General features: G+C 64.6%; 3 protein-coding genes and 1 pseudogene. 1 reads left to right on the top strand and 3 read right to left on the bottom strand.

The genetic code is table 11. The features are described 5' to 3' along the window. Positions 1–9: 9 nt before the first annotated feature. Positions 10–780, bottom strand: coding sequence for a LuxR C-terminal-related transcriptional regulator (locus ACIP21_RS28115; RefSeq protein ID WP_400694787.1), 771 nt, complete (start codon positions 778–780; stop codon positions 10–12). 417 nt (positions 781–1,197) lie between these two features. On the opposite strand from ACIP21_RS28115, the gene ACIP21_RS28120 reads away from it, so the two are divergent. Then, positions 1,198–7,542 (top strand): amino acid adenylation domain-containing protein, encoded by a 6,345-nt coding sequence (locus ACIP21_RS28120; RefSeq protein ID WP_400694788.1) that lies wholly within the window; start codon positions 1,198–1,200, stop codon positions 7,540–7,542. Between the two features lie 85 nt (positions 7,543–7,627). Here ACIP21_RS28120 and ACIP21_RS28125 read toward each other — a convergent pair whose 3' ends face one another. Both ACIP21_RS28125 and ACIP21_RS28130 read right to left on the bottom strand, forming a co-directional pair. Beyond that, complete coding sequence (locus ACIP21_RS28125) at positions 7,628–8,416, bottom strand: DUF6708 domain-containing protein (protein ID WP_400694789.1); 789 nt, start codon at positions 8,414–8,416, stop codon at positions 7,628–7,630. Further along, positions 8,413–9,345: pseudogene (locus ACIP21_RS28130) on the bottom strand (hypothetical protein); the annotation flags it as partial. The pseudogene ACIP21_RS28130 and the gene ACIP21_RS28125, both read right to left, overlap by 4 nt.

Below are 9,345 nucleotides of genomic sequence, written 5' to 3' on the forward strand. Positions count from 1 at the left end.
CTCGTGCAGTCAGGCGCCAGCCATCCATTTGGCCAGGCCGTGGCGGCCACTGACGCCCAGCTTGGCGGTGGCGCGCTTGAGGTAGGTTTCGATCGAACTGTTCTTCACGTTCAGCTTCACCGCCATCTCCGGCACGGTGCCACCGGTCAGCAGGCCCAGGCACACTTCCTGCTCGCGGGTGGACAGCCGCACCTCCTCCTGCGCCAGGCGCTCGCCGAACGACTGGCGCAAGGTGCCGGCTTCTGGGTCCGCCAGGGGCGAGCCGAAGCGCCGCGTGAGCCCTTGACCCAGCAGCTGGCCATGGTGTTCGACCAACGGCAGCAGGGTGTCGGACAGGCTCTTGAGCTGCGACAGTTCGGCCAGCGAAAATGCCCGTTGCTCGGGCAACCGATGGAAGCAGATCAGCCAACGCCGGTCGCCGCTGCAGGACACCAGGTGGCACTGGTGAGGCTGCTGGGCGTCCAGCGGCGCCTTGAATTCGATCAGCAGTGGGTCATCCATCTGCATGATGCTTTGCAACAGGGGATGGCGCAGGTTGTCATTGGCCGGTAACGGCTGCGCCAGGCCGGCGCTGCCGAGCACGCGGATGCGGCTGACGCAGGCCAGGCGCGGGTCGAGTGTCCATTCGCTGAGGTCGAGCCTGTGGATCGGCATCAGGGCATCGACCAGGCGCCACATCTGCTCGGCAAACCCTTGAGCGCCGGTGCTGGCGACCAGTTCGCCCAGTTGCAGGTACAGCTGAGGGTCGGGTCGGTGTGCGAGGCTGTCGGTCAGCTTCATATCCTGTCTTCCTTGATTCAAAGCGTTACGGCGGGTGGTCTCGCGGTCGAGTCCTCCGATGGGCGGATAAGGGGTGGCGCTATTCAAGCCCGCTTGCAGTGGCGCGTCTGTAATGGAAAACCGGGACAGAAAATGCCATCGATTCCTACCTGGTAAGTCGGGCTTGTTGAGCGCGCCTCAGCCTCGACAGCGGTCGATGGTCAGTCTTTGACGTCATTACCCTGACGGATCGCGTCATTTCTCGACTGAGTGGTACCGAGGTACGCCATCTCGGGCACCCATCTATGGTGGATTTCCTACAGATTTTTCAGCAGCTATTGATGCGCAGCGCGGTTGTCCGGGTTTAACGGGCCATACAGGGTCGGGCGGCGGTGCTTGAATCCGCGGAGGATCAAGCTCAGAAGGACCTCACCTGCCATGCCTGCCGTCGAAACCTTTGCCCTGACCGTTGCCCAGCGCGATATCTGGCTGGACCAGATCAGCCACGGCGATTCGCCGCTCTACAACATTGGCGCCTATGTGGAAATCGACGGCGCGGTGGATGTGGCGCGGATGCGCCAGGCGCTTGCGCACCTGATCGCGCTGCACGAAGGGTTGCGTACGGTGCTGGTGGCGGTCGATGGCGGCGGCGGTGTGCCGCGGCAATACTTCGCCGACACGCTGGACGTCGCATTGAGCGAGCATGACCTGCGTCATGAAGCGGCCCCCTTGGCAACGGCCCAGGCCATGATCAAGGCGCGGATGCAAGAAACCTTTGCCCTGGACGGTGGCGCTTTGTGGGGGACGCAGTTGCTCCGCCTGGGTGAGCAACGCTACCTGCTGGCCCTGCAGGCCCATCACCTGGTGCTGGACGGCTGGGGTGTCGACCTGTGGTTCAAGCAGATTGCCGACTACTATGGCTGCCTGGGCCAGGGGCTGCCTTTGCCTGATGCGGCACCGGGCTACCGCGCCTTCATCGAGGACGACGCCCAGTACCAGGGTTCCTCCCGCCATGGCCGCGACCGCGATTACTGGCTGGCCCAGTATCGGCAACTGCCCGATGCCTTGCTGGCACCGCGTGAACGGGGGAGTGCGACCGCTGGCGAGCCGAGCGCGGTGCTCGACCTGCCATTCGACACCAGACTGCTGGCGCGCATGCACGATCTGGGGCGCGAGCTGCAGGCCTCGGCCTACCACGTGCTGCTGGCGGCCCTGCATGTGTGCTGTACGCGCACCTGGCAGCGCGACGCGTGGGTGGTCGGGTTGCCGGTGCGCAACCGCGCCAACGCACGTTTCAAGTCGACCCTGGGGTTGTTCACCCAGGTCAGTGCCCTGCACATGGACTTTGCCCGCAGCCTGTCCTTCGCCGAACTGGTGCGTGGCATCGGCGACGCGCTCAAGCGCGACTTCCGCCACCAGCGCTTCGCCCTCAGCGAGCTGAACCGCACGCTTGGCGCCCTGCGCGAGGCGCGGCCGCAACTGTTCGAGCTGATGGTGTCCTACGAAGAGGACAGCAATGCGCTGCGCTTCGATGACGCCTGCGGCCATACGGTGATGGTCTGCAACCGCCATGAACCCACGCCCCTGAGCCTGCACCTGCGCAGCAACCCGAACAGCGGCAAGGCCTGGCTGCACCTGGTGCACAGCCTGGCCTGGTTCAGCGAGGCCGAAGTCGCCGCGTTGGCCGAACGCCTCCTGCATGTGTTGCAGCAAGGCCTGGAAAACCCCGGCCTGGGCATTGCCGCCTTCGACCTGGCAACGGCTGGCGAACACGCCCGGTTGCAGCAATGGAACCGCGCCGCCCTTGCGCCGGCGCGAGGCGAGCAACGGATCCACCGACGGGTCGAGGCCCAGGCCAGGCTGCATCCCGAAGCGCTGGCTGCACTGCATGCCGGCGAACGCCTCAGCTATGGCGAACTGGACCGTCGCGCCAACCTGCTGGCCCAGCGCCTGGTCGGCCTGGGCGCGGGCCCCGAGCAACGTGTCGCGGTGGTCGCCCAGCGCGGCTTGAGCACCTTGGTCGGCCTGCTGGCGGTGCTCAAGGCCGGTGCCGCCTATGTGCCGATCGACCCGGCGCACCCGCCGGAACGCCTGGCCTACCTGCTTGAAGACAGCGCGCCGGTCGCCGTGCTGACGCTTTCCCGGTTGAGCGCGCGCCTGCCAGCCCACGGGCTGCCGCAGCTGGAGCTGGACCGCCTGGACTGGCACGGGGCGGGCAGCGCCGTGGTCGAGGTCGCCCCGCACAACCTGGCCTACGTCATCTACACTTCCGGTTCCACCGGCCTGCCCAAGGGCGTGATGGTCGAGCACCGGATGCTGGCCAACCTGGTCGACTGGCACTGCGAAGCCTTCGACCTCGGCCCGGGGCGCCAGCAGTCGAGCCTGGCCGGGTTCGGTTTCGACGCCATGGCCTGGGAAATCTGGCCAGCCCTGTGCAGCGGCGCGACCCTGCACCTGGCGCCGGTACATGACGGTGGCGAGGACATCGACGCCCTGTTGCGCTGGTGGCGTGCCCAGCCGCTGGACGTGAGTTTCCTGCCCACGCCGGTGGCCGAGCATGCCTTTGCCCAGGGCGAGTTGCACCCGACCCTCAAGACCCTGCTGATCGGCGGCGACCGCTTGCGCCGCCTGGCCCGTGAGCGGCGCTATCGGGTGATCAACAACTACGGCCCCACCGAAGCCACGGTGGTCGCCACCTCCGGCGAGGTACAGGCCGGCCAGCCGCTGCATATCGGTGGGCCGGTCGCCAACACCCGGCTGTACGTGCTGGACGAACAGCGGCAACTGCTGCCGATCGGCGCCGTTGGCGAGCTGTACATCGGCGGCAGCGGTGTGGCCCGTGGTTATCTGAAACGTCCGGAACTGACTGCCGAGCGCTTTCTCGATGACCCGTTCAGCCAGATACCCGGCGCGCGCATGTACCGCAGCGGCGACCTGGTGCGCTGGCTCGCCGACGGCACCCTGGAATACCTGGGGCGCAACGACGACCAGGTGAAGATCCGCGGCGTGCGGGTGGAACTTGCCGAAATCGAGGCGGCCTTGTGCAGCCATGTCGGCGTGCGCGAGTCGCTGGTGCTGCTGCGCGACCAGCAGTTGCAGGCCTGGTACATCGGCGCCGCCGAACTGACGCCGCGCGCGCTGCACGAACACCTGCGCGAGCGCCTGCCCAGCGCCTTGCTCCCGGCTGCCTACATCAGGCTGGCCGGCTGGCCGCTCACGGCCAACGGCAAGCTCGACCGCCGCGCCTTGCCGGCCGCAGACGCAACGGCCAAGGTGCGCCAGCAACATGAGGCGCCGCAGGGCGAGACCGAACAGCGCCTGGCAGCGCTCTGGGCGGAACTGCTGCAGGTCGAACGGGTAGGGCGCCAAGACCACTTCTTCGAACTGGGCGGCCACTCGCTGCTGGCCGTGCAACTGATCGAGCGCATGCGCCAGCAGGGCCTGCAGGCCGACGTTCAGGTGCTGTTCGGCCAGTCGACCCTGGCCAGCCTGGCAGCCGCCGTGATAGTCGGCGACGCAGCGCAGGTCCCAGCCAATGGCGTGGTGCCGGGCTGCCAGCGCATCACGCCGCAGATGCTGCCGCTCACCGAGCTTGACCAGGCGGCAATCGACCAGATCGTCGCAACGGTACCGGGCGGTGCCGCCAACGTGCAGGAAATCTACCCGCTGGCACCTTTGCAGCAAGGGTTGCTGTACCACCATGTGACCGATGCCCAGGACCCTTACCAGCAAAGGGTATTGTTCGCCTTCAGCTGTCGCAGGCAACTGCAGGCTTTCACCGATGCCTTGCAGCAGGTGATCGACCGTCACGACATCTTGCGTACCAGCCTGGCCTGGGAAGGGCTGGCGCAGCCCCATCAGGTGGTCTGGCGCCACGCCACGCTGCTCGTCGAGCAGTGGGCCGCACGCTCACCCAGGAACGGTCTGGCCGCGCAGCTGTGCAAGGCCTATGACCCGCAACGCGAGCCGCTGGACCTGCGCCGGGCACCGATGATGGCGCTGGTCACTGCCGAAGACGCCCCTGAGGGTCGTTGGCTGGGCCTGCTGCGTTTCCATCACCTGGTCAATGACGCGGTCTCGCTGCAAGTATTGCTGGGCGAGTTGCAGGCCTTCATGCAAGGGCGTGGCGAGCAGTTGCCCGCGCCGGTGGCGTATCGGGATTATGTGGCGCTGAGCAGCGACGCCGGACGCCAGGCCCGCCATGAGGCCTTCTTCCGCGCGCAATTCGCCGGGGTCGAAGCGCCTGCGCCGATCCCTGGGCTGGGTGGCACCGTGGTCGACGAACGCGACCTGCACAGCCACACCGTGGTGCTCGACAGCCGGTTGAGCGCGCGGCTGCGACGCCTGGCCCGGCAACAGGGCGCGAGCCTCGCCAGCCTGCTGCACCTGGCCTGGGCCCAAGTGCTTGGCAGCCTGTCCGGCCGCGACGAGGTGGTGCTGGGCACGGTGCTGCTGGGCCGGGCCATGGCCGGCAAGGGCGCCGACCGGGCCATGGGCATGTTCATCAACAGCCTGCCGCTGCGCATCGATCTGGCCGGGCTCACCGTGGCTGATGCGCTGGCCGAGACCCACAAGCGCCTTGCCGCCTTGCTGGGCCACGAAGACGCGCCGCTGCTGCTGGCCCAGCGCTGCAGTGGCCTGCCCGCCGCCACACCGCTGTTCCATAGCCTGATCAACTTCCGCCAGGGCAGCTTGCCCCAGGGCGAGGTGCTGCCGGGCGTGACCTTGCTCGAGGCCAGCGAGGTGCTGAGCCATGGCCTGGTGCTGAGCGTCGACGATCAGGGCGATACCCTGCAATTGGGCCTGCGCGCGCCGCGTGCGATCGGCGCGGCGCGGGTGTTGGCCTACCTGCTGACGACCTTGGGCCAGTTCGCCGAAGGGGCGGATATCGAGTTGACCGCGCTGTGCAGCCTGCCGGCCGACGAATCGCAGCGCCTGCTGCTTACCTTCAACCAGACCGAAGACTCGCAAAGCCCATTGGCCAGCACATTGCCTGCACTGTTCGAAGCCCAGGTGCAGCGTACGCCGCTGGCAATCGCCTTGCAGGCGCAGGACGCCAGCCTCGATTACTACACACTCAATGCCCAGGCCAACCGCCTGGCCCACCATCTGATCGGCCTGGGCGTCGGCCCCGGTGCGCGGGTGGCGATCTGTGTCGAGCGGGGCGTGGCGATGATGATCGCGCTGCTCGGGACGCTCAAGGCCGGCGCTGCCTATGTACCCCTCGACCCCGGTTATCCGGCCGAGCGCCTGCGCTTCATGCTGGCCGACAGCACGCCGAGGGTGGTCCTCAGCCATGGCGCCACGCGGGGCCTGTTCGATGGCATGAACGCGCCGCTGCTCGACCTCGATTGCGGTGACTGGCAGGCGAACGGCACGGAAAACCCGCAGGTGGCAGGCCTGGGCCCCTCGCAACTGGCCTACGTGATGTATACCTCCGGCTCCACCGGCACCCCAAAAGGCGTGATGATCGAGCACCGTGGCCTGTGCAACCTGATGCACTGGGGCTCGACGCTCTGCCCGCCGCAACCGGGCGATGCCTTGCTGCAGCGGGCGCCGTTCAGTTTCGACGGTTCGGTGTGGGAGCTGTTCTGGCCACTCACCGCCGGCCTGCGCCTGGTGTTGGCGCGTCCCGACGGGCACCGCGATCCGGCGTATCTCGTGCAACTGATCCAGGATCACCGGGTGAGCACGGTCAAGTTCGTGCCAGCGCTGCTGCATGCATTTCTCGAAGTGCCGGGCGTGGTCCACTGCACCAGCCTGACCGATATCTTCTGCGGGGGTGGCGAGCTGACCCTGGCCTTGCTCCAGGCTGTTCGCCAGCGCCTGCCCAGGGTGCGCGTGCACAACGTCTACGGGCCCACCGAGGCCACGGTCGACAGCACCGCCTGGACCTTGCAGCCCGATGAGCCGCTGCCCGAACAGGCGCCACCGATCGGTCGGCCGATCGCCAATACGCGGCTGTACGTGCTCGATGCCCATGACCGCCCGGTGCCACTGTGTGCCGTGGGGCAGTTGCACATTGGCGGTGTCGGTGTCGCGCGGGGGTATCTGGGGTTGCCGGTGTTGCAGGCCGAACGCTTCATCGCCAGTCCCTTTGTCGAGGGCGACCGGCTGTATCGCACGGGTGACCTGGTGCGGTACCGCCAGGACGGTGAGCTGGAGTTTCTCGGCCGTAACGACTTCCAGGTCAAGTTGCGGGGGCTGCGGGTCGAACTGGGCGAGATCGAGGCGGCGCTTGTGGCACATCCGGCCATCGGGCAAAGCGTGGTGTTGATGCGCGAAGAGCGCCTGGTGGCCTATTTCACTTGCCGTGAAGGTTGTCCGGCACCGGCACTGGAAACGCTGCGCAGCCACGTGCTGGCGCGCATGCCGGAGTACATGGTGCCCCAGGCGTTCGTGACCCTGGCGCACTGGCCGCTGAGCCCGAACGGCAAGCTCGATCGCCAGGCGTTGCCCGAGCCGGGTGCCGAGTCGGTGATCAGTCGCGTCTACCAGGCGCCGCAGGGCGACCTGGAGCGCGCGCTGGCCGAGATCTGGACGGAGGTGCTGAAGATCGAGCAGGTTGGGCGTGAAGACAACTTCTTCGAACTGGGTGGGCATTCGTTGCTGGCGGTGAGCCTGGTGGCGCGCATGCGTCAGGCGGGGTTGCATGTGGATGCGCGGACCTTGTTCAGCCAGCCGACCTTGGCCGGATTGGCGGCGAGTACCAGCCGTGAGCAGGTGAAGGTAGAGATTGCGCAGACCACCATCCCGAGCCTTGGCAAGCGCCGGAGAATTTAAACGCGTGCCGATGCCACACGCCCCCTGGCGACCCTCCCGTAGGAGCGAGCCTTGCTCGCGATGCGCCGCGCGAGCGGCGCCAGGCCTAGCAAAAGGGCCGCCATCCTGCCTCGATTGCGGAAGGCGCAGACCTGGACTCCCGGTCCATGTCTGCAGGCCACTCGACTTTTGGGGCCAGACGTAGCGCGAATTCGCACCAGAGGACGTCGTTGTGATCTTTCGGTGGGCCGGGTGCTGGAAGAGCGGAGGGCCCCTTTTGCATGTAAGTGCAGACATAGGCCCAGGCGTGTGCGTCGGCGCCCATGAACGTCAAGTTGAAGCGGTCGATCACATTGTGGGTGCCGGGTTCGACGATGGAGAGCATCACGCCCCATTGGAAGATGGAGCCGCCGTGTTGCCACCAGCGTTCGGCGCGGACTTGGCTCCAGTCGTAGGACACTGGGACGACTTGCCATTTTCCAAATGGCTTCCACCATTGGCACCGGAAGTTGTAGGCATATATTTTTTGACGCGCGCGGTTGAACCTTATCGGTTCGTCGCGTGGTAAAGCGGTGTCGGTGCGGATGCCAAGCGTTGTGGTCGATATACCTAACAGTAAGATTCCGATGCCCAGCAAAGTAAACCAAGGCATTCCGAGTTTGATGCTATCTAAAATCAACCAGGGTGACGCTAGAACCACTCCTGCTGGAAATAATGAAAGGAGCAATAATATTCCACGAGCTCGAAGTTGGCTTCGCGGGATTTCCAAGTATATATCGTCTTGATGGTTTGGGTTGTGCTTGCCAAGGCTTGCTGCAATTAGAGGGGGTGTAAAGGGGGGCGGTAAATCTTCCTGCCAGCCAGGGCAGGGTGGGTTCAGCAGTGGCGTGTTCATAACTGCCTTACCTTACTTATCTTGTCTTCTCGGCTAGTGACTTGTGCGTACCCGTTCTCGTCATCTGCGTCCGGCCAGTAAGTCAGTGTGATTTCGATGGCGTTGATGATGTGGTCATCGAATAGAAGAATGGAGCCGTTAATTCTAAGCGTGTCGCCACTTAGCTTTATAGTTGGCGGCTCATTCACTTCGCTCGGAAAAATATCCTTTGTTGTTGTGTTCGCAATCAGGCGTGGGGTTGCGTCGGAATCGTTCGCTGAAATTAATGTGATGGCACCGCCCGCAGTGGAAGTAAAGACTGTCAGTTGCCAACTGTACCGCGACACCTTGGGGTCAAAATTAGGTAGGGTGAGGTTGTAATCTAATGTGAAACCGGCAGGCACCGCTGCATCGGCGTGAAAGATGGAACCGATAGATGTTCTGGTTCGGATAGTGTTTGTGTTTTGAAACGTAATGTTGATTTTTGCGCTGGCATCAACTCCGAGCACCGCAGCATTTAACGCGCCGATCGCTTCGTCGATATGATCTTGCTTAGTCCAATGACGTCGGTCTACAGGTAAACCCCATCTGCTTTGGCGAGCCCATAACTCAAGAAGGGTAGACTCCATTTTTTTTGCCAGTGCGGCTAGGCCGTAGGCTATCAAGCCTAAGGTGATAGCAATACCTAGTGTTCCTATGAGAGCGCTCGTGAATAATGCAGCATGTCCAGCGAACAGTACATTAAATGCACTTACTGAACCCGCGAAATAATAAGCTAACGCAGAATTGGAATCACCTTGCTGTGAACTCCTTCGGCCAGCGTTTTGGTACTGCTTCGCATCCATCGCAAACGCGAGTGACGCAACGACACCCCCATATCTTGCGAATTGCCCCCCTATCGAAGTGGTCGCAGGCCCTCCCGGCAGCACTTCCGGGGGCCGTAACAGCTG

The organism is Pseudomonas sp. NPDC089401 (assembly GCF_044749485.1).
Taxonomy (GTDB): domain Bacteria; phylum Pseudomonadota; class Gammaproteobacteria; order Pseudomonadales; family Pseudomonadaceae; genus Aquipseudomonas.